Raw genomic sequence first — 20,985 nt, forward strand, 5'->3', positions numbered from 1 at the left:
GGAATCAGTGGCGCAGCGATTTGACGTCGTCGACGGTGACGCGCTCGGCGTAATCGTTGCCGAAATGCGTGCGCACATAACTTGCCACTTCGGCCACCTGGCGGTCGTTGAGCATCTCGCCGAAGCCGGGCATGCCGGCGTGGCCGTCGAGCACCATCATGGTGACGTAGGGTCCGGCGGCCAGCTTGGGATTGCCGGCAAGCGCCGGGTATTCGCCGGCACCTTGCGCGCCGCGCCCGGCCGGCATGTGGCAGCCCTGGCAGATCGCCTGGTAGACATCCTGGCCGGATGCCTTGGCAAAGCCCTGCTGCGGGAACAGCTGGGTGGCATCGGAACTCTGCGCCTGCGCATCGTATACGCCCGGCGGCACCAGCAAGGCAGCCATCGCAACGACGAAGCTGGCCGCGGCCAATCGTGGTAACAGACTCATGCGCGACCTCCTCCGGCCAGCACTTTGCGATGCAGACGGCCGACGACATCGTGCGCGGACAAGATCGCGCCCTCCTGCCAGGCCGGAATATAGGAGACGTGTTCACCGGCCAGCGCCAGGCGCCCGTCGATCTGGCACAGCGGCGTGTAGTGCTCGGCACGCGCCTGCTCGCTCCACATGCCGAAACAGCCATGCGTGAACGGCACACGGTGCCAGCCGACCGAAATGCCGTTCTCGAACTCGCGTGGATACTGCGGATGCAGCTGCGTGCCGTATTCGACCGCCTTGCGCACACGCTGCTCCGGGGGCATCGAGGTGAACTGGTAGGCGTCCAGTCCCCACACGTAGGCACCGAGCAGCACGCCCTTGCCGGGGCTGTGATAGTTGGTGCTGGGATAGCTGATCAAGGTGATCGGCAGATCGGTATAGCTGATGCCGCCGTAGATGGCCTCGTCCTCTTCCCAGAAGCGGCGCTTGAACTGCAGGCCCACCTTCACCGATGCCGCGTACGGCACCTGGCCGATCGCGGTGGTCATCGCGTCGCCGGCGGTGACCGGAATACGACTGAGCACCGACAGCGGAATCGTGCAGATGCACCAATCGGCGCTGGCGATGCGTTCTTCGCCGCCGTGCGCGGCATCCTGCCAGGACACACGCACGCCGTTGCCGTCCTGATCGATCCTGGTGACCTTGGCGTTGTAGGTGATGGCATCGCCAAGCTGCTTCGCGAACGCCTTGCCGATCTGGTCCATGCCGCCCACCGGCTGGAACATGGTGGTCTGCATTTCGTAGTTGTTGCCGGCCGCCAACGTGGTCCACAGACGCGAGCGCAACACGTCCTGCACGCTGAAGGGATCGGAGAACTCCGGCTTGCCCGACAGGCCGCCGCCGGGATACCGCGCAAAGCCGCGCCGCTCGCTGCTGTCCTTGCCTTTGACGTAGCCGAACTTGTGGTCGAGCGCGCCCCAGGTGCGCAAGGACTCCAACAGCACCTCCTGGTCTTCACGGCTCACGCTCTTGTCCAGCGCCTGCTGCTGCGTGCACTTGGCCAGCAGCTCGGACACGTGGCCCTTGTAATCGGCATCGATGGCGCGAAAGCGCTGCGGTTTGCCGCCAAAGCCTTGCTGGCTGTGCAACAGCGCGTTGTAGTTGACCTGGTTGAATGCCTCCAGGGCCACACCGAATTGCTTGCAGTAACTCAGCACCGCCTTGTGGTGATGCGGAATGCGCCACGGCCCCGGATTGAGGTACAGCCCGTCGTCGAACTGGCAATGCTGGGTCGCCCCGCCCAGTTCGGTGTAACGGTCGCCACCACGCAGCGTCCAGTTACGCCCACCGGGGCGGTCGTTGTATTCCAGCACCTGCACGCGGTACCCCGCCTTGCGCAGTTCGAAGGCCGCAGCCATGCCGGCCAGCCCCGCCCCCAGAATCAGCACCGAGGCGCCTTTCGGGTCGCCGTCCAGTTGCAGCGGCCCTTTGAAATTTGATTCGGCGGCCATGCCCAGGCTGCTCATCGCCTGGTACATCATCGCGCCGCCAGCGGTCATGCCGATGCGCGCCAGCAGTTGCCGCCGCGTCATCGCCCCAGAATGATTGCCTTGCATCAACGCGTAGTCCTTGCATGTCATGGAACGAGTGCGACTGACAAAACGCATGACGCGGCCGGCAGTGACGCCGGCCGCATCACCGCCTCAGAACTTGTAGGACAGACTGGCGAACAGCTGGCGCGGTGCGATCAACTGGTACGAGCCGGAACTTTCGTTCGGGAACACCGCACCGATCGCATCGTCCTTGTCGAACAGGTTGTAGACCGACAACTGCAGCCGCCCACCGGCGAGGAACCCGGCATCCTCGCCCTGATAGCCGATGCTGCCGTTGACGATGAAGGTGGCATCCACCTGGTCGGTATTGAGCGTGTCGCCGTAGCGCTTGCCGGTGTATTTGGTGTCGAGGTTGGCGAAGAAATGCTCGCCCTCCCAACCGCCGTTGAGGCTGAACATCACCTTGGGCGAGTCCGGCACTTCGTTGCCTTCCACCTGCACCAGGTTGCCGCTGACCGGGCCGAAATAGTTGTCCTGGAACTCGGATTTGTTCCAGGTCAGCGACGCTCCCAGCCGCCAGCCCGGTGCCGGCTTCCACATGCCGGACACTTCCGCACCATAGGTCTGCACGTCGCCGACGTTGGCGTAGATCGTGGGTGCGACCACCAATGGGTCCGGGTCGGTCAGCGCGATGATGCGGTTCTCGTAATCGATCTTGTAGGCAGCGACGTAGCCGCTCCACTGGCTGGATTCGGCGCGGATGCCGATATCGATATTGGTCGATTCCTCCGGCGCGATATCCGGATTGAATGCGCCCGAGGTCAACGCCAGCCGCGGCGCCGAGCTGAAGTTCTCCGCGTAGTTGGCGAATACCTGCACGCCGTCGGCGAGCTGGAAGCTGGCGCCGACCTGCGGCTGGAACCAGTCGCTGTTCTTGATGGTGACATCGCGGCGCACACCGACATTGAAGTCATCGAGATTGGCGATGCCGTTGTAGTCGCGTTTGACATCCAGTCCCTTGGCACCGAACTCCATGGTGAGCCGGTCATCGAGCAGGCGCAGCGTGTCCTTGATGTAGAGCTGCTTCACCTCGGTGGAGAAGTGGTTGTCGTAGTAGATGACGATCGGCAGCGAGCCCTTGAGCAGTGCGCCGGTGGCCGGGTCCAGGTTGTACAGCGGGCGCACCTGGTCGAAGTCGTAGTTCTCGTACCACGCACCGACTTCGAGCTTGTTGTGCTCGGTCTCCCACGACACCGCGGTGGTCACGCCGTAGCGATCGCCGCCCATGATTTCCTCGCGCCGCGTCATCGCACCGACGCGGGTGACATTGCCGTTGGCATCGACGATCTGCGGGTCGTTGATGGCGATGTCGGTGCGCCCTGGCGTACCGGCGATGGCATCGTTGTACAGGCCAGTGGCCGTGCTCGGCGGCGTGCCGCCGACGCCGTAACCATGCTTGTTCTCGTAGTAGCCGGTGAAGGTGAAACCGATCGCATCGTTGAACAGGAAATCGCCGTGCAGGCTGAGCAGCGAGTCGCGGCGGCCGTTCTGCCATTCGCTGTAATGCTCGGCATCCACTTCCGGATTGCCGGTGATGCGTTCGTGCAGATCCCACGCGACCGAGCCGTCGGAGTTGTACGACTGCACGTCGTAGTCCTTGCGGTTGTTGTAGATCCAGCCCAGGGTCAGGTGGCCCACGTCCCAGGCCTGGCGGATCTTGGCTTCGAAGTGATCGCTCTTCTGCGTGGCCGGTTCCATGTCCCACACCCCGCCCTGCGTGCGCGAGGCAGACAGGTACGCGCTGGGGCCGCCTTCCCACCAGTCCGGCGTATCCAGCCGCACGAAGCTGCGTACCAGATCGTCCGAGCCGATGGTCTGGGTGAGATTGCCGCTCCAGCTGTCGCCGCCCTTCGGGGGCAGGCTGGTGTAGCGGATCGCACCGCCGAGTGCGTGGTACGACGGCTGGGTGACATCGCCGGAGCCGGCCGACACGGTGACGTCGAGCAGGTTCTCGCTGGACACGTAGCGGGTGATCGGGCCGCCTTCGCGGGTGTCGAAGGTTTCGATCGGGATGCCGTCCAGGGTCACGCCGATCTGGTTGGCGGAAAAGCCGCGGATGGTCATCGAGTCGCCGAACTCGTACAGCCCGAATGGATCGGTGGTCTGCACATTCACGCCGGGCAGGCTCGCCAGCAACTGCTGCGGTGCCACGCCGGGCACCTGGGCCTGGATCTCGGCAACGGAGATGGAAGCCGTGGTGCGCGTGGAGCCGGTACCGACCACGCTGACCGCGTCCAGCGTGCGCGCTTCCTGTGCCAGGACGGGCAGGCTGTGTGCGCCAGCCAGCACCAAGGTCATCGAAGCCAGCGTGCGGCCACGCGTGGCAGTGGTGAGAATGGCGGCGACCGACGCCGCCAGTTGATCGGTGTTCAAGCGCTTGCGCATGCAATCGACCCCCTGGATGGTGTGACGTGCTGAGTGACCGGGCCCGCTCCCCAAGACCGGCTGACACCGCGGATGCGGCATGCATCGACCATACCCAGCACAGTTCCACCGCAAGCGCCGCGCGGAGGGTAGGGGCGGCGCGGGTGGGTAGGTTGCTGCCGAATTCAACGATCTGAATGGGTACCATCCCTACCCACCTGCGTGGATCCGGACATACCAGGTCTTGCACGCTTGCCATCCCGTGGTGAATCGACAACGCTGCCCCGCCACATTCCGAGTGCACCCATGCCGCCTGCAGCCCCGTCCCTGTTACTGCTCGATTTCGACGGCGTGCTGGCCAGCTATTCGCGGCCGCGCCGTGTGGCGGCGCTTGCCAATGCGGCGGCGTGCACGCCGCAGCGTGTGCAACAGGTGTTGTTCGAGCAGGGCCTGGAGCGCGCCTACGACGCCGGGGTGATCGACACGCCGGCCTATCTGGCGCAGCTCAGCGACGGCCTTGGCTGTACGATCGATCGCGCCACCTGGATCGCCGCACGCGTGGCGGCATGCCGCGCCGACCCGGCAGTGCTGACGCAGGTGCTGGCGGTGGCGGCAACCACCGCGGTGGCGGTGCTCACTAACAACGGGCCATTGATGGCGGAAGCGATTGAGCGGATCGTGCCGCCGCTGTTTCCGCTATTGCAGGGCCGCGTGCTGTGCAGCGGCGCGCTTGGCGGCCGCAAGCCCGATGTGCAGGTGTATCAGCGCGCGCTTGCACAGCTCGATGCGACTGCCTCACGCACGCTGTTTGTCGATGACCTGTTCGTCAACGTCCGCGGCGCGCGTGCCGCCGGCCTGCATGCGGACACGGTGCGCGATGCGCGGGCGTTGCGGCGGGTCTTGAAACGGTATGGGCTGGGGTGAAGAGCCGGGATTGGGGATTGGGGAATCGGGAATCGTTGAGCATCACGAAACACTGATCACCCTCAAGGGTGACGCAAGACGCTGATCGCAGCGTTGAACGCCTCGAAGAAACGCAACGACCCGCGCCGCTTACCCCACCGCGCTTACCGTCGCGGCACCCGCCACGACGGTGCAGAACGCGCAGGACTCCATCACTTCTGCGCCACGTACTCGGCAATGGCCAGGTGCAGGCGTTCCAACCCATCGGCCAGCTCGGCATCGGTCAGATTCAGTGCCGGCACGAAGCGCAACACATCCGGCCCGGCCTGCAGCAACAGCAGGCCATGCTTGGCGGCAAAATCCAGGATCGCGCCGGCCTGCCCGGCATGCGCCGGCGCCAGCACCGCGCCCAGCATCAGGCCACGCCCGCGGATCTGGGCGAACAGGCCGAACTCGGTGTTGAGCGCCTCCAGGCCGGCGCGCAGCGCCGCCGATTGACGCGCTACGTTCTCGGCGATCTGCGGCGAAGCCAGCTTGCGCAGCGCCACGCGCGCCACCGCCGCGGCCAGCGGGTTGCCGCCGAAGGTGGTGCCGTGCGCGCCGAACTGCATGGTTTCGGCCACCTTGGGGCCGGCCAGCATCGCGCCGATCGGGAAGCCGCCACCCAACGCCTTGGCCAGCGTCACGATGTCCGGCGTCACCTGCTCCTGCCAATGCGCGAACAGCGTGCCGGTCCGGCCCATGCCGCACTGGATCTCGTCCAGCACCAGCAGTGCATCGTGCTGGTCGCACAGCGCCCGCACGCGGCTCAGGAAGCCCGGCGCGGCCGGCATCACCCCGCCCTCGCCCTGGATCGGCTCGACCATCACCGCGGCCACATCGCCCGCGGCCATGGCCGCTTCCAGCGCGGCGACATCGTTGAAGTCCACATAGCGAAACCCGCCGGGCAGCGGCTCGTAGCCTTCCTGATACTTGGGCTGCGCGGTGGCGGTGACCGCCGCCAGGGTGCGCCCATGGAAGCTGCCGCGGAAGGTCACGATCACGCGCTTGTCGGCCGGGCGGCCCTGACTGCTGGCCCACTTGCGCACCAGTTTGATCGCCGCTTCGTTGGCCTCGGTACCCGAATTGCACAGGAACACCTTGTGCGCGAAGCGCGAGGCGGTGACCAGCTCTTCGGCCAGCTTCAGCGGCGGCGCACTGAAGAACACATTGCTGGTGTGCCACAGCTTGCCGGCCTGCTCGGTCAGCGCGGCCATCAGGTCCGGATCGTTGTGGCCCAGCCCGCTGACCGCAATACCGGCGGACAGATCCACATACGCGCGGCCCTGGTCGTCCCACACGCGACTGCCCTGGCCACGCTCCAGCACCACCTGGCGCGGGCGATACACCGGCAGGTAGTAATGTGCGAGGGACAGGGGCGAATCGGCAGCGGTGCTCATGATGGTGGGTCACAGAAGCGGAGGGAGAATGCGCATTCTCGCGCATTCGCCGGCCTGCGGCACAATGCGCGGATGCGCCCCTTCTCCGATCCCCAGCTCACTCCCGCCACCGACCACGGCTGGCGCCGGCAATGGTTCGACATCATCTACCGGCACGACACCCGCCCATCGCGCAATTTCGACCTGATGCTGGTGGTGGCGATCCTCACCAGCGTGGTGGTGATCATGATCGACAGCGTGCCGCGCATCCATTCGCATTCGGCGCACTGGCTGGTGCCGCTGGAATGGGCGTTCACGGTCCTGTTCACCGTCGAATACGCGTTACGCCTGGCGGTGGTGCGGCGCCCGCTGCATTACGCATTGAGCGTGTGGGGCGTGATCGATCTGCTCTCGATTCTGCCCAGCTATCTGTCGTTCTTCGTGCCCGGTGCGCAGACGCTGCTGGTGGTGCGTGTGCTGCGCATCCTGCGCCTGTTCCGCATCCTCAAGCTCACCCGCTACATCGAAGAAAGCGGGCAACTGGTGGACGCGCTGTGGCGCAGCCGGCGCAAGGTGCTGGTGTTCCTGTTCAGCGTGCTCACCATCACCGTGATCGCCGGCGCCACGATGTATGTGATCGAAGGCCCCCAACATGGGTTCACCAGCATCCCGACCAGCATGTACTGGGCCATCGTGACCATGGCCACGGTGGGGTTTGGCGACCTGGTGCCGCAGACCACGCTGGGCCGCTTCATCACCTCGGCCCTGATCCTGATCGGCTACAGCATCATCGCCGTGCCTACCGGCATCTACACCGCCGAGCTGGCCAGCACGCTGCGCGAAGGTGGCCACACCGGCAAGCGCGATGTGCGCAATTGTCCACGTTGCGGGCTGGAAGGCCACGCGCCCGACGCACGCTATTGCCGCCAGTGTGCCGAGCCGCTGCCGGAGATCTCCAACGGCTGACGCGGTGCTGCCGACGCGACGCAACGCCTGCGCCCGCCGAGAAGCGGAGGCAGCCGGCTTTGCGGTTCCCATCGGCATGCAACAAGGCTGACATGTGCGGTGGTCTTATCGATTTCGGAACCCTTGGCGGCAAGGATGCCGCTAGGGAGCCTGCTGGCACGGATTCACGGCATGTCCCGCAAGCGGTGGAGGCATCGCGCCGTCGACTCGCCGAACTTTCGATCTCAGCAGCTGATCGCGCCTAAACACGGTCACGCTTACAGGTCTCGACTTCTTTATGTGGTGTGTTTCGATGGACCTGGATAGTGCTGATGGATCAATCGTAGAACGAATGATCTGTTGCTTTGCTGCGGGGCCCTTGCCCGCCCACCATCGCAGGACACGCCGCAAGTACGTCCTTGTAGGCTCTTACAGGCATCCATGCCGCGTAAGAGCCCGCGACGATGGGCGGGCAAGGACCTGTCGAGATAATCGGTGTGCACGGTGAAAGCAGTGCGCGATCCGCTTACACAACGCGACAGGAATGCCTGCACAGCATCAATGGGACATGCGGTTGCTCATGTCGATCAGATCGTTGTAGCTGGCCAGCACGGCCTGGCGGGTGCCGCCCGGCGGCATCGAACCGCTTTCCAGCAGCATCTGCTCGCTCTTGTTCAGTGGCGTCTTGGTGCGGATACGTTCGACCAGTCGTCCCGACTCGCGCGCCAGCTTGTCGGCGGAGCGTTCCATGTGGCCCCACATCGCATCGCCCTGGCCGATCTTGGCTTTCTGCGCCTCTTCCAGAATGCCTTGATAACGCGCGAGCTGGGACTGCGCTGCGGCAAGATCCGGCGTGTCGCTGTCGAGCACCTGCACCAGCTGCTTGCCTTCGCCGATGATCTTCAGGTGATACCAGGAGGCGCTGCGACCTTCTTCCTTTTCGATCGCATCGATCTGCGCCTGGCGACGCATGTCTTCGTTACGTTCGAGTGCGGCATTCATGGCTTCGCCGGCTTCGAAGAACGCATGATAGGCCTGCATCAACGGCGCGTGCAGCGCCTTCATGCCCTTGCCGTCGTCGCGCAGATAATCCTCGCGGTCGTAGTAGCGCACCGCTTCGCCGATACGCTCGTTGAGTGCGGTGAACCGTTCCTGATAGGTCTTGGCCACCGGATCGAGCTCGGGGTTGGCCGGCGTTTGCGCCAGCGCCGCAGTCATCGGCGCACCACATTCGTCCACGTGATGCGACAGCACCGTGCCCGGTGCATGGATGCCGCTTTCCTTGCCGGTCGGGCCAGCCTCGGGGTCCTGCATCCACTCGATGTATTGCTGGTAGCTCTCGTGGATCGGCTGCTCAACGCCATTGAAGCACGTGATGTAGGCATTGATCTTGTCGGCGCCTTCCACTGCGGCGGCGGGTGCGTCTTTCTGGCAGCCGGCAAGCAGCGCGGCAAAAGCCATCGCCGCGGTGAGCGGCGCATAACGAAGTCGAAGGGTCATCTTGGGTTCCAGTGATGGGTTGAACGAGGTGGCTGCCGCAGCGTGCGGCCGAATGACATCTGGCGCGGCGCACCCTCGGCACGCGCGCGGCGGGTGCAGCGCGGCAATTACTGACGATTGCTTTCGAACACCAGCGCGTTGTACGTGTTGAGCAACTTGCGTGGCGAACCCTCCGGCGCCAGCGAGGGGTTGTCCAGCCAGCCCTGTTCCATCTTGCTATAGGGCGTTCGTTCGACCACGCGTTTCACCCGCGCCTTGGCTTGTCTGCGGAAGGTTTCCGCAGCGGTCTCGAAGCTGTTCCAGTCCAGCCTGCCCGGCTCCTGATCGGCCACTTTGGCATGCGCTTCGTCGGAGAGACGGTTGAAGCCGTCCAGCAGCGTACTGACCCGTGGCACGTCGAACTGCTCCTGTTCCAGCGCATCGGCGATCTCCTTGGCGTCGAGCATCATCGCCAGCCGGTAGTATTCGCGCGTGCGGCCCTCGCCCTGCTCCAGCATCTTGAGTTTTTCGCGTTGCGCCGCGTCGTTTTGCGTGTCCAGTTCGGCGCTGAAGGCGGTACTGGCATCGGCATAGGTGGCCAGCACCTTCATCAGCTCCGGGTGCAGCTGCTTACCCTTGGCGAACTGGTCGTCTTCGTAGTCCTGACGCGTGTAGTAGTCGGCTACCGCGTGACTGATCGGCTGCAGCGCCTTCAACGCCGCGCGGTAGTCGCGCGCCGCCTTGTCCAATGCAGGCAGCGACGGGTTCGCCGCAGCGGCCGCGCTGACCGGCGCATCGCACTGCTTCATGTCGTAGGCGTCGATATCGTACGGGCCGGTCATGCCGGATTCGCGACCGGTCGGGCCGGCGAACGGGTCCTGCATCCAGCCGGTGTATTGCCTGGCGCCGGCGTGCACCTTCGCATCGATGCGATTGAAGCAGTCGATGTAGGCGCCGAGCTTTGCGGTCACGCCTTGCAGGGAGTCCGGCTGTTTTTCACTCGTCTTGGCATCGGTTGCAGGCGACGGCGACTTGCCGCCGCAAGCGGCCACCAGGACGGACACGGACGCCGCCAAAACGACTACACGGAACATCGAAGACACGCGCTGTACATCCTTGTTGGAAACGGTTTCAGCCGCGCACGATAGCAAACACGACTGTGAACTCCCTGTGCTCACGCCCGGACGCCGACGGCTTGGCTGTCATGCCGGGGCGCGGCCGCTGGTCCGCCGCATCGATTTTTTCGAATCGCGCTGGCCGCATGCGCCGCTGACGGCGTACCCGTATCAGGCCGGCTGCGCGCGCGGGCCGTTGGCCGCGCTCAGTCGAGAAACAGATCCGGCAACAACGCGCGCGACGGGTCGACCGCGTAGCCGCTCAGGTCGGTGACGCCGGCCTCGGCCAGCACCTGGTCGTCGATCAGGAACTGGCCATGAAATCCGGCCGCCTCGCGCGTCAGCACCGCATGTGCCGCGTCGGCCATGATCTCCGGCCGTCGACACGCGGCTGCGTCCACGCCATCGATCATGTTGATCGCATCGGTGGCGATCACCGTGCGCGGCCATAGCGCATTGATCGCCACGCCTTGCGGGCCGAACTCGGCTGCCAGCCCCAGCGTCACCAGGCTCATGCCCATCTTGGCCAGCGTGTAGCCGGTATGCGCGCCCCACCACGCCGGGTTCAAGGACGGTGGCGGCGCCAGCGTGAGGATATGCGGATTGGGCGCCTGCAACAGATGCGGCAGGCACGCCTGCGCGCACAGAAAACTGCCGCGCGCGTTGACCTGCTGCATCAGGTCGAAGCGCTTCATCGGCGTCTCCAGCGCGCCACGCAACCAGATCGCACTGGCGTTGTTGACCAGGATATCGATGCCGCCAAACGCATCGACCGTGGCGGCCACCGCAGCACGCACCTGCGCTTCGTCGCGGATATCGCACTTGAGCGCCAGCGCCTGCCCACCGGCCGCAGTCACCGCCGCGGCCGCGCTGTGGATGGTGCCGGGCAACTTGGGATTGGCCACTGCCGATTTGGCCGCGATCGCCACATTGGCCCCATCCCGCGCCGCCCGCAACGCAATCGCCAGGCCGATCCCGCGCGAGGCACCGGTGATGAAGAGGGTTTTGCCGTTTAGGGTCATTGGATTGGGGATTGGGGATTGGGGATTGGGGATTGGGGATTGGGGATTCGCAAAAGCTTACAACCCGAGCAAGAACGGTGCGGGATTCGGGATTCGGGATTCGGGATTCGGGATTCGGGATTCGCAAAAGCGTATCGCCTCCCCCACTTGCATCGACCAACCCGCAGGCCCAAGCCATACGCTCTTACGAATCCCCAATCCCCAATAACCAATCCCCGCCCCTCAGGGCCTCGGCCCCCGCCCCTCGTTGTCTTCCCAATGCAGCACGCGGCGGGTCACGAAGCGGTAGACCGGCTTGCCGGTGGCGAACCACAGCTTGCGGACCCAGGAGGTGCGCTTGAGCACGCGACGTTCCACCGGGGTGATCGCGGCCGGGCAGTACATGCGCTTGTGCTTGAGCAGGTGCCGCAGGTCTTCGCGTGCAAGCAGACGCATCCAGGGCGCGCGCGGATTGCCGCGTACCGCCAGCTGGAAATCGATCACCGCCGGGCTGCCGTCGTCCTGCACCAGCCAGTTGGCTTCCTTGGCCAGATCGTTGTGTGCCACCCCGCGGCGGTGCAACTGCTGCAACAACCTGCGCGCACGGCGGAAGTAGGCCAGATCGCCGCGCGGCGGGCGCTGGTACATCGCGTCGCCGGCCAGATAGCTGCGGTCCAGATGGCATCCGTCCCAGTGCAACAGACGCGGTGTCCGCGCCAAGCCATCGAGCTGGCGCAGCGCCAGGGCTTCGCGCCGCGCCAGCCACCAGGCCACCCCGCGCAGCAGCCATGGCGCCGCGCTCAGGTCGCGCCGCACGAACAGGCGATCGGCGTCGCGGATCAACAGGATGCGCCCGAAGGTATCGGACTTCAGCGGTAGGTTGCCGGCGGGTTCGTCACTCATCCCCCATTGTAGGCGGGGCGCCTGCATCGCCACAGCGCGCGTTGCCTGCGGTCAAGCTCGCGTGCGCTCTGATCCGCCCGCAACCCGAGGTGAAGCGGACCGGGCGATGTGACGAGGGCGCAAGTCACCTCATCGCCATGCCCACCTATAATCGCGGGATGAATTCATGGATCGACGCCACGCTGGAGTGGATCGGACACCACCCCACCCTGGCTGGCGTGGTGATCTTTGCCATCGCATTTTCCGATGCGGTGATCGTGCTTGGCGCCATCGTGCCGGCGCTGCCGTTGCTGTTCGCCATCGGTGTGCTGATCGGGCTGGGTCAGATCAACGGGCCGTATGCGGTGGCCTGTGCCACCCTGGGCGCCTTCATCGGCGATGCGCTCAGTTTCTGGGTCGGCCATCGTTGGGGCCACCAGTTGCACACCTACTGGCCGTTTCGCCGCTACCCGCAACTGCTGGAGCGCGGCGAGCTCCTGTTCCGGCGCAATGCCTTCAAGAGCATCCTGATCGCGCGTTACGTGGGCGCGGTGCGGCCGTTCGTGCCGGCCATCGCCGGCATGTCGCACATGCCGTTCAAGCGCTATCTGATCGCCAGCGGCCTGGCCTGCATCTCGTGGGCGCTGCTGTTCCTGGTGCCCGGCTGGGTGCTGGGCACTGCCTACGACGCGGTGGCTGCAGTCGCCGGCCGCCTGTTCGTGGTGGTCGCCTTGCTGGCCGCAGTGATCGGCCTGGCCTGGGCGATGGTGCTGTACTCGTACCGCTGGTCGGCCGGCCACCTGGACGCCTTGCTGGCGCGCCTGCTGGAGTGGTCGCATCGGCATCCGGTGCTGGGCAACTGGTCGGTGAGCGTATTCGACCCGCGCCGTCGCGAGTCGGTACCGCTGGCGATGATGGCGTTGATGCTGTTGCTGCTGGGCTGGGGCTGGTTCGTGTTGCTGATGGTGGTGCTGGCGCACGGTGAGCCGCTGCGCGTGGACCTGGCCGTGCACGATCTGATGCTGGCGCTGCGCAACCCGCTGGCCGACTACCCGATGGTGGCGCTGGCCTCGCTGGGCGACTGGCAGGTGCTGCTGCCGGCGATCGCGGCGGCAATGGGCTATCTGGCCTGGCGGCGCCGCTGGATGGCGGTGGCGCATTGGGTGATCGCACTGGCCTTCGGCCTGGCGTTGACACAACTGCTGGGCGCCACCGTGCAGGTGGTGCGCCCGCCGGCGGCCAGCAGCGGCTTCGGGTTTCCGTCGGTGGCGGTCACCATGGCCACGATCGGCTTTGGCTTCTTCGCGCTGCTGATCGCGCGCGAGCTGCCGGGCCGGCGCCGGGTATGGCCGTACCTGGTCAGTGGCGCGATCGTGTCGCTGATCGGTTTCGCCCGCCTGTATCTGGGCGCGCACTGGCTCAGCGACGTGGTCGGCGGCATGCTGTTCGGCATCTTCTGGCTGCTGGTGCTGGGCATCGCCTATCGCCGTCGTGCCACCCGTGCGTTCTGGGTCAAGCCGGTCTCGTGGATCTTCTACGGCGTGTTCCTGACCTGCGCGATCGTGTTCGCACCGCGCAACCTGGGCACCAAACTGGCCAGGTTCGAACCGCCGCCACCGTTGCTGATGGAGTTGCCCGCCAGCGACTGGTGGGATGGCCAATGGCGCCTGCTGCCGGCACGCCGCAACGAATTCGACGACGACCAGCGCTGGCCGCTGGACGTGCAACTGGCCGGCCCGCTGGCACCGCTGCAGCGCCAGCTGGAAGCACGCGGGTGGCGCATCCAGCCACAAGCCGGCTGGGAGCAGGCGCTGCATCTGCTGGATGTCGGCGGCCGCCCGGACGAGGTGCCGATCCTCCCGGCCACGCTGGACACGCAGGTCGAAGCGCTGCTGATGGTGCGTCACGCCGCGCCCGGCCATGTGCATGTGTTGCGCCTGTGGCCGGCGGCCGCACGCCTGCAGCCTGGCGCGCAACCGTTGTGGGTGGGCAGCACGCAGACGCTGCGCTACAGCCGCCACTTCAGCCTGATCGGCCTGTGGTATCCGCTGCGTGGTGTCGACCCGGCGCTAAGCGCATTACGTGAAGCACTCGGCCCATTGCCGCATCGCGTCGAACAGCGTCGGCGCTCGCAGGTCCCAGTGATATTGATCGACAGCACGTCGGCAAATGCGCTGCAGCGAGAGGACAAAGACAGCGCTGCATCACAAACGGAAACCACCGCGTCCGATCCGGCTGCATCGGATCCGTCACGACAGCGTCCTTGATCAATCGGGCAGCAGCAGCGGTCGGCGAACGCGCACTTCTGTAGACAGGAGCCGCCAGGAGAACTTCTTGAACGCTGTACCGATGGCGGCAACGCGCTCGCGTCGCGTGGATGCGGCCGAATGTTCAGCTCAACAGCCTGGTTGGTCGAGTGCGCGTTGCCTCACCGCTCGCGGGACCTTACGCGGCATGGATGCCGCGTCCGCGCAAGAACCTACATGGACGGATTTGCAGCGTGTCCCGTGACGGTAGGCGGGCAAGGCCCCCTGCAGCCAGTCTGCAGATCAGCCGCCTACAACCGACGCATCCGCAGCGTCCGATCAGCTCTCGAGCTGACCGAGAGCCTGCGCCTCAACGCCGTTTGGATACGCACAAACCGCATTGATGCAGGCGCGATGCACTCACCACAGCACGCCATCCACCGGCTGCATCGGCTCGGGCGCCTGTTCGCCGATGGCCTGCAAGGCGTCGATTTCCACCGTCCGGCACATGCTGTCCAGCGGCAGGTCGTGGATGGCATTGGCGAACGGGTCGACCAGTTCGTCGCCGATCTTGAGTACTGCCAGGAACATCAGACCTGCCACCGTCGACCCCACCGGCGTCGCATATTGCAGCGTCTCCACCAGGCCGATCGGCAGCAGCACGCAGAACAGCCGCGTGAACAGGTTCGGGTAGAAGCGGTATTGGTACGGCAACGGCGTATTCTTCAGCCGTTCCATGCCGCCCTGCGCGTTGGCGATATCCACCAGGATGCGCTCGACACTGGCTTGTTGAATGCTGTCGATCCAGCCATCGCGACGCGCCTGCTCGACGCTGCGCCCGGTGGTGTCGAGCAGGCCATTGGCGACATTGGTGCGCGTGATCACCGCGGCCACTTCGTCGGCATGCAGACGCGGCTCCAGCGCCATCGCCACCGGCAGCCGCCGCAATTGGCAGCGCAACGCATTGACGTAGGCGATCTGGCGCAGCGCGATGGTGCGGCCCAGTGCTGCCGCTTCCGGCGCGGACAGGATGCTGACGCTCAGGCGGACCAGATTGCGCGATGCATTGATCATCTGGCCCCACAGCACACGCCCTTCCCACCAGCGTTGATAGGTCGAGTTGGCGCGAAAGCCCAGGAACAACGCCAGCGCCGAGCCGAAGATGGTCAACGGCAATGCGGGCGCGCGGAACGGCAGCACGTAGTAGATGATCGTGATCAACACGTCCCACACGAACAATACCGCCAGGGTCCGCCAGACCTGACTGAACACATCCGCCACACGCGGTTTGACATCGATGATCAAGGCACACTCCGTGGATCGAAAACGAGTGACGCCCATGCGCGCATCCACTACATGGATGCCATCGTGAGCGCACTCAAGCGTGGCGAGTGTGCCGTTGCAAGGGTGCAAGCGCGGTGATGGGTCACGCGCGCAGTTGTTTCACCGCGTCACGGCATCCAGGCCAGCAATTGGTCCAGGCGCCGATGCGGATCGTCCAGCTGCAACAGCGACAGACGCTGCTGCTCGGTCAATGGCAGCAGTTCGGCCAGCCGCCAGCCGACCCATGCCGCCTGGTCCAGCAGCTCCGGCCCGGCAGAGGCGAATTCGCCGCCGACTTGTTCGAGCATGCGCTCGAGCACGGTTGCCAGCAGGCCATGCTCGGGCCGCAGTTCGTCGTCGCTGTCGGGCTCGCACCAACTCACCTCGCCGACCACCAACCCGTTGTCGCGAATGCGCGAGCGCTGCACACGGAAGCGACGCGTGCCACGCAGGCGCAGCACCAGCACGCCATCGGCACCGACATCGAAATCCTCGATACGCACTTCGGTACCGAACGCAGCCGGTGTCGCCGGCACGCCGACTTCGCTGCCATCCAGGATCAGGCACACACCGAAGCTGCTGCCGGTGCGGCCGCTCTCGCGCACCAGGTCCAGATAGCGGCGCTCGAACACGCGCAAGCCCATTGCCGCACCCGGCAACAGCACGCTGTGCAGCGGAAACAGCGGCAAGGCGCTGGTGTCGGCGGTGGTCGTGAGGCCGGTCATCGGGACAATTGCGCCAGGAAGCGACGCGGCGCGCCATCGAAACCGCCATTGGACATGAACACCACATGGTCGCCCGGCTGCGCAATCTCGCCCAGTGTCTGCAGCAACGCCTCCACGTCATGCGCCACGTGCGCCTCACCGCGCACCTGCGCGATGATCGGTGCGGCATCCCAGGCCAGTTCGGGGCGATGCAGAAACACCACCGCATCGGCATCGCGCAACGACGGCGCCAACGCCTGCGCATGTGCGCCCAGCCGCATCGAATTGCTGCGCGGCTCCATCGCCACCAGCACGCGCGCCGCACCAACCTTCGCACGCAAGCCCTGCAAGGTGGTCGCAATCGCAGTGGGGTGATGGGCGAAGTCGTCGTACACGGTGATGTCGCGCGCCTGCCCCAACAGCTCCAGCCGCCGTTTGACGCTTTGAAAGCGCGCCAGCGCCGGCATCACCGTTGCCGGATCCACGCCTACCGCATGCACGGCGGCCAGTGCCGCCAATCCATTGAGCACGTTATGCCGCCCGACCAGCGGCCACTGCACCTGGCCGATCTCCACCCCACGCTGCAGCACCGCGAATGCACTGCCGTCGGCGGCGATCAAGCGTGCGCTCCACTCGAGAGAGGCATCGAAACCGAAGCGCTCCACCGGGGTCCAGCAGCCCATCGCCAGCACCTCGGCCAGGCGCGCATCCTCGCCGTTGACGATCAGCCGCCCGCGCGCCGGCACCGTGCGTACCAGATGATGGAACTGGCGCTGGATCGCGGCCACGTCCGGAAAGATGTCGGCGTGGTCGTACTCGAGGTTGTTGAGGATCGCCACCAGCGGCCGGTAATGCACGAACTTGCTGCGCTTGTCGAAGAACGCGGTGTCGTATTCGTCGGCTTCCACCACGAATTCGCGTCCCTGGCCCAGCCGCGCCGAGACCCCGAAGTCTTCGGCCACACCACCGATCAGAAAGCCCGGCGCGCGCCCGGCAGCTTCCAGCAGATAGCTCAGGATGGTGGTGGTGGTGGTCTTGCCGTGGGTGCCGGCGACGGCCAGGGTGTCGCGGCCCGGCAACACCTGCTCGGCCAGCCATTGCGCACCGGAGCTATAGCGACGGCCGGCATCGAGCACTGCTTCGACCGCCGGGTTGCCGCGCGACAAGGCATTGCCGATGACGACGTCGCTGGCATCGGCCGAAATATTGGACGGCGCGTAGCCTTGTGCCAGCGCGATGCCGAGGGTTTCCAACTGGGTGGACATCGGCGGATAGATGGCCTGGTCGCTGCCCTCTACCTGCCAGCCCAGCTCGCGCGCAAGGGCGGCGACACCGCCCATGAAGGTCCCGGCGATGCCGAGGATGTGGAGTTTGGTCATGGGGCGCATTGTCGCCGATCGCCGGAGTTGCCGGCCATTCCGCCTCGTTGCCGAGCGCAGTGTCAGGAAAGACCTACCGTACTGTCGGGAATTTCCCGATATGCGAACTGCGTCACATCCATCACTATGCTGAACGCCAGTCGCAGCACCCCTTTGGTCCTACTCCCCAAGAGGCCAAATCCCCAGGGAGCTCATGCTGTGGAGCTCTGAGCAAGCTCATTGCTGGCGTTATTCTGCCCCGGGCGTCTTGTACGTCCGGGGTTTTTCTTTTGCGCAATCAATGCGTTACGCAAGCCGCGACGGATTCCAGCGCGGCGGATGGACCGGGCGCACTGCCCGGCCCGAACCGTCTCAGCGACCGAGCGCGGTGCCGATACGTTTCAGCACTTCATCCAGCGAGCCCACGCCGTCCACGCGTGCCAGCTTGCCGCGCTGTTCGTAGAAACCGATCACCGGTGCCGTGGAGTCGGTATAGACCTGCAGGCGCTTGCGCACCGACTCGGGATTGTCGTCCTCGCGGCCCTCGGCCTTGGCGCGGCCGGCGATGCGCTCGACCAGCAATTCGCTGGCCACATCCAGCTGCACCACCGCATCCAGCGGCTGACCGATCTTGCCGAGCAGGTCGTCCAGCGCATTGGCCTGCGCCACGTTGCGCGGATAGCCGTCGAGGATGAAACCCTTGGCGACATCGGCCTGACCGAGCCGCGCCTCCAGCATGCCGAGCAGGATCTCGTCGGAGACCAGATCACCGCGTGCCATCACTTCCTTGGCCTTCAGGCCCAGCGGCGAGCCGGCGGCCACTTCGGCGCGCAGCAGATCGCCGGTGGAAATATGCGGGATCTCAAACTTGTCTTTGAGACGTGTCGCCTGGGTGCCCTTGCCCGAACCGGGCGGTCCCAACAGAACCAATCGCATCAGTGGACTCCACTTTCGAATAAAAACGCGTTGCGGTTGGCGGCGTTAGACTCAGGTCTTCGCCAGCGCTGACCGTATGGTCGTGCAGCTTACCGCATCCGGGGAATGTCCCGGCACTGTCCCCTGCGCCATGTCCCATCGAGGAGCCCGTCCCCCTATGTCTACTGGCAACTTGTTGTATGCCCAGTCCGGCGGCGTCACTGCCGTCATCAACGCCACCGCCGCCGGCGTGATCACCGAGGCGCGCGCACGCAAGATCAAGGTGCTGGCCGCACGCAACGGCATCCTGGGCGCATTGCGCGAGGAGCTGATCGACACGTCAAAGGAGTCCGCCGCCACGATCGCCGCACTGGCGCAGACCCCGGGTGGCGCGTTTGGCTCGTGCCGCTACAAGCTCAAATCGCTGGAAGAAGACAGCGCCAAGTACGAGCGCCTGCTTGATGTGCTGCGTGCGCATGACGTGCGCTGGTTCCTCTACAACGGCGGCAACGACTCGGCCGATACCGCCTGGAAGGTCTCGCAGCTGGCCAAGGCCTATGGCTACCCGCTGCACTGCATCGGCGTGCCCAAGACCATCGACAACGATCTGGCGGTGACTGATACCTGCCCCGGCTTCGGCTCGGCGGCCAAATACACCGCGGTATCGGTGCGCGAGGCGGCACTGGATGTCGCCGCCATGGCCGACACCTCGACCAAGGTCTTCATCTACGAGGCGATGGGACGCCACGCCGGCTGGTTGGCCGCTGCCGCAGGCCTGGCCGGCCAAGGCCCGGACGACGCACCGCAGATCATCCTGCTGCCCGAGCGGGCCTACGACCAGGCCGCGTTTCTGGCCAAGGTCAAGCAGGTGGTGGAAAAGGTCGGTTGGTGTGTGGTGGTCGCAAGCGAAGGCATTCAGGACGCACACGGCAGCTTCGTCGCCGACGCGGGCGGCGCGGCCGATTCGTTCGGCCATGCGCAACTGGGCGGCGTGGCTTCGTTCCTGGCCGCGCAGGTCAAGCAGGAACTCGGCTACAAGGTGCACTGGACCCTGCCCGATTACCTGCAGCGCTCCGCACGCCATCTGGCCTCCAAGACCGACTGGGAGCAGGCACAGGCCGTCGGCAAGGCCGCGGTGCAATACGCGCTCAAGGGCATGAACGCGGTGATCCCGGTGATCGAACGCGTCAGCGACGCACCGTATCGCTGGAAGATCGTGCCGGCCCCGCTGCACAAGGTGGCCAACCACGAAAAGAAGATGCCGCCCAGCTTCCTGCGCAAAGACGGCTTCGGCATCACCGAGCGCGCTCGCCGTTATTTCGCCCCGTTGATCAAGGGCGAAGCGCCGCTGGCCTACGGCAGCGACGGGTTGCCGAAGTATGTGACGCTGAAGAACGTGGCAGTGGCGAAAAAATTGCCGAACTGGGAGGGATGAACGTCGGCGTGGGCGACCGGAAGGGGTAATGGACACTGCACGCCCATACACCCACTCGCACCTCTGCCACAGTGCTCATGCACCGCAACACGGCATGCGGTCATCGATACAGTGCCCCGCCTGGTCGTCCAGGTTTTTGACGACACTGATCGACGGATGCGCCGCTGCGACGACGCATGTGACCTTGTGAAGCGTCATGCAGACAACCCCGGCCTGGCCGGGGTTTGTCGTTGAATAGAGTGACTGAAGCGAACGCCTGAGTTACTGACAGGCCTTGCCTTCCACCGTCATCTGCGCAGCAAACATCGGCACCTGCGGGATCTTTCCGGCGGCAGCCTGTTGCTTGGCATCTTCCAGATAGATGCGCGACTGGCCTTGGCCATCGAGCTGCGGCTTGGCATCCACCGGCTTGCGCCAGATGCGCACTACCGCCTGCTGCGCGGGGCAGGCTGCGCTGGGGACGCGGATCACGTCGTTGTAGATCCAGCCCGATGCGACGCTGGGCGTGGCCTTGGCGAAATCCACGAAGCGGGCGCGTGGCTGGCAGGTGGGACTGCTGCGCACCACCGACAACGTATACGGCTGCGCAGCATTGCCGGTGAATACGCCTTCCAGGCGCGCACAGGCTTCTGGAATCTGGCGCAGGGTGTGCACGGCACCGACCGCTTGCGCGGTGCCGGCCGGGCGCTGTTTCAGCTCCGGCGTCGGGTCGGCAGCGAGCGCATGGGCGCTGAGCAGCACTGCAGCGATGGTCACGGCATATGTTGACGCGGCATGGTTGGACATCGTCACTCCTGGATCGGCTCGATCACGTTGGCCGCAGGCTGTCATGCCGCGACTGAACGACGCGCCAAAGCCGCAGTGGT

At 65.5% G+C, this 20,985-nt stretch carries 17 protein-coding genes; 4 read left to right on the top strand and 13 right to left on the bottom strand.

Annotated elements, in window-relative coordinates:
* Window positions 1-4 precede the first annotated feature (4 nt).
* The 3 genes from AC1PLS_RS16515 to AC1PLS_RS16525 all read right to left on the bottom strand — a co-directional run bounded on the left by AC1PLS_RS16515 (window position 5) and on the right by AC1PLS_RS16525 (window position 4,404).
* Window positions 5-430, bottom strand: coding sequence for a c-type cytochrome (locus tag AC1PLS_RS16515; protein ID WP_024938098.1), 426 nt, complete (start codon window positions 428-430; stop codon window positions 5-7).
* The gene (locus AC1PLS_RS16520) at window positions 427-2,034 is read right to left on the bottom strand and encodes a flavin monoamine oxidase family protein (RefSeq protein ID WP_024938097.1); all 1,608 of its coding nucleotides are present in this window, start codon (window positions 2,032-2,034) and stop codon (window positions 427-429) included. Before AC1PLS_RS16520 ends, AC1PLS_RS16515 begins: the two co-directional genes overlap by 4 nt.
* 87 nt (window positions 2,035-2,121) lie before the next feature.
* A complete protein-coding gene (locus AC1PLS_RS16525) occupies window positions 2,122-4,404 on the bottom strand; it encodes a TonB-dependent receptor (protein ID WP_180969623.1) in 2,283 nt (760 codons plus the stop codon).
* Between the two features lie 297 nt (window positions 4,405-4,701).
* Here AC1PLS_RS16525 and AC1PLS_RS16530 point away from each other — a divergent pair, with 297 nt between their 5' ends.
* Entirely contained in the window at window positions 4,702-5,319 is a 618-nt protein-coding gene (locus AC1PLS_RS16530) for an HAD-IA family hydrolase (protein WP_481103861.1), read from the top strand.
* 191 nt (window positions 5,320-5,510) lie between these two features.
* On the opposite strand, the gene AC1PLS_RS16535 is transcribed toward AC1PLS_RS16530, so the two are convergent.
* Window positions 5,511-6,737 (bottom strand): acetylornithine transaminase, encoded by a 1,227-nt coding sequence (locus tag AC1PLS_RS16535; RefSeq protein WP_024938094.1) that lies wholly within the window; start codon window positions 6,735-6,737, stop codon window positions 5,511-5,513.
* 72 nt (window positions 6,738-6,809) lie between these two features.
* Between AC1PLS_RS16535 and AC1PLS_RS16540 the strand changes: the two genes are divergently transcribed.
* The gene (locus AC1PLS_RS16540; protein ID WP_481103862.1) at window positions 6,810-7,682 is read left to right on the top strand and encodes an ion transporter; all 873 of its coding nucleotides are present in this window, start codon (window positions 6,810-6,812) and stop codon (window positions 7,680-7,682) included.
* A 537-nt stretch (window positions 7,683-8,219) separates the two neighbouring features.
* On the opposite strand, the gene AC1PLS_RS16545 is transcribed toward AC1PLS_RS16540, so the two are convergent.
* From AC1PLS_RS16545 to AC1PLS_RS16560, 4 genes are all read right to left on the bottom strand, one after another.
* A complete protein-coding gene (locus AC1PLS_RS16545) occupies window positions 8,220-9,161 on the bottom strand; it encodes a YiiG family protein (RefSeq protein ID WP_104575490.1) in 942 nt (313 codons plus the stop codon).
* A gap of 107 nt (window positions 9,162-9,268) precedes the next feature.
* A complete protein-coding gene (locus tag AC1PLS_RS16550; protein ID WP_102580713.1) occupies window positions 9,269-10,243 on the bottom strand; it encodes a YiiG family protein in 975 nt (324 codons plus the stop codon).
* 218 nt (window positions 10,244-10,461) lie between these two features.
* Window positions 10,462-11,277 carry an SDR family oxidoreductase gene (locus tag AC1PLS_RS16555; protein WP_065048197.1) on the bottom strand — a complete coding sequence of 272 codons (816 nt, stop codon included), beginning with the start codon at window positions 11,275-11,277 and terminating at the stop codon, window positions 10,462-10,464.
* A gap of 222 nt (window positions 11,278-11,499) precedes the next feature.
* Window positions 11,500-12,159: a serine/threonine-protein kinase gene (locus tag AC1PLS_RS16560; protein WP_481103863.1), complete on the bottom strand. Its 660-nt coding sequence runs from the start codon at window positions 12,157-12,159 to the stop codon at window positions 11,500-11,502.
* Between the two features lie 158 nt (window positions 12,160-12,317).
* Here AC1PLS_RS16560 and AC1PLS_RS16565 point away from each other — a divergent pair, with 158 nt between their 5' ends.
* A complete protein-coding gene (locus AC1PLS_RS16565) occupies window positions 12,318-14,405 on the top strand; it encodes a bifunctional DedA family/phosphatase PAP2 family protein (protein ID WP_481103864.1) in 2,088 nt (695 codons plus the stop codon).
* Window positions 14,406-14,804: 399 nt separating this feature from the next.
* On the opposite strand, the gene AC1PLS_RS16570 is transcribed toward AC1PLS_RS16565, so the two are convergent.
* The 4 genes from AC1PLS_RS16570 to AC1PLS_RS16585 all read right to left on the bottom strand — a co-directional run bounded on the left by AC1PLS_RS16570 (window position 14,805) and on the right by AC1PLS_RS16585 (window position 18,705).
* A complete protein-coding gene (locus tag AC1PLS_RS16570; RefSeq protein ID WP_024938088.1) occupies window positions 14,805-15,689 on the bottom strand; it encodes a bestrophin family protein in 885 nt (294 codons plus the stop codon).
* 146 nt (window positions 15,690-15,835) lie between these two features.
* Window positions 15,836-16,432, bottom strand: a complete 597-nt coding sequence (locus AC1PLS_RS16575; protein WP_481103865.1) for an LON peptidase substrate-binding domain-containing protein — start codon at window positions 16,430-16,432, stop codon at window positions 15,836-15,838.
* Window positions 16,429-17,799 carry a UDP-N-acetylmuramate:L-alanyl-gamma-D-glutamyl-meso-diaminopimelate ligase gene (gene mpl / locus AC1PLS_RS16580; protein WP_481103866.1) on the bottom strand — a complete coding sequence of 457 codons (1,371 nt, stop codon included), beginning with the start codon at window positions 17,797-17,799 and terminating at the stop codon, window positions 16,429-16,431. The genes AC1PLS_RS16575 and mpl overlap by 4 nt, the downstream gene beginning before the upstream one ends.
* Before the next feature lie 342 nt (window positions 17,800-18,141).
* Entirely contained in the window at window positions 18,142-18,705 is a 564-nt protein-coding gene (locus tag AC1PLS_RS16585) for an adenylate kinase (protein ID WP_481103867.1), read from the bottom strand.
* A 157-nt stretch (window positions 18,706-18,862) separates the two neighbouring features.
* Between AC1PLS_RS16585 and AC1PLS_RS16590 the strand changes: the two genes are divergently transcribed.
* Window positions 18,863-20,119: a 6-phosphofructokinase gene (locus AC1PLS_RS16590; RefSeq protein ID WP_154832600.1), complete on the top strand. Its 1,257-nt coding sequence runs from the start codon at window positions 18,863-18,865 to the stop codon at window positions 20,117-20,119.
* 261 nt (window positions 20,120-20,380) lie between these two features.
* On the opposite strand, the gene AC1PLS_RS16595 is transcribed toward AC1PLS_RS16590, so the two are convergent.
* Window positions 20,381-20,905, bottom strand: coding sequence for a hypothetical protein (locus AC1PLS_RS16595; protein WP_046344187.1), 525 nt, complete (start codon window positions 20,903-20,905; stop codon window positions 20,381-20,383).
* Between the last annotated feature and the right edge of the window lie 80 nt (window positions 20,906-20,985).

This window comes from Xanthomonas sp. NCPPB 3218, from assembly GCF_056725185.1.